The sequence below is a fragment of the Neiella marina genome (genome assembly GCF_002165625.1).
Taxonomy (GTDB): domain Bacteria; phylum Pseudomonadota; class Gammaproteobacteria; order Enterobacterales; family Neiellaceae; genus Neiella; species Neiella marina.
In genome coordinates this window covers 1-531 of sequence record NZ_NGNS01000053.1, presented here as the reverse complement: position 1 = coordinate 531, position 531 = coordinate 1, and the positions used below count along the sequence as shown (strand labels likewise).

The 531-nt window shown below is 48.2% G+C and carries 1 protein-coding gene; it reads left to right on the top strand.

Annotated elements, in window-relative coordinates; all coding sequences use genetic code 11:
• Positions 1–121: 121 nt before the first annotated feature.
• Positions 122–531: sigma-70 family RNA polymerase sigma factor (locus CBE68_RS18615; RefSeq protein WP_143824631.1), on the top strand; the 410-nt coding region annotated here is incomplete at its 3' end.

Below are 531 nucleotides of genomic sequence, written 5' to 3'. Positions count from 1 at the left end.
GTTTTGCGAGTATCGACAAAGCCACCAACCACATAACATTTACATCAACAAAACAACACTGACTTAACAACATCGGCCCACCGATAACAGCAAGTCACTATAGAACAAAAAAGGATTCGTCATGAACCAGCAAGCGCACATTGAATTCGACAACAACGTCAATATCCACGCTCTATCAGGCAACCTGCATGCCTTTGATGACGAGCAACTGGAGCAACAATTTCAAAACAGCTTGCTGCGTGAGCGTCGCCAAGAGCTCGATACTGACCACCTTTACTATCAGCAAATTGGTCAATTTCCGCTGCTCACCGCCGAAGAAGAAGTCATCTTCGCCCAACGCATCCAACAAGGCGATGCCAAAGCGCGTCAACGTATGATTGAAAGCAACTTACGCTTGGTGGTCAAACTGGCTAAACGCTACATGAACCGCGGTCTGCCACTGCTCGATTTGATTGATGAAGGCAACATCGGCTTAATCCGCGCCGTTGAGAAGTTCGACCCAGAACGCGGTTTCCGCTTCTCGACTTACGC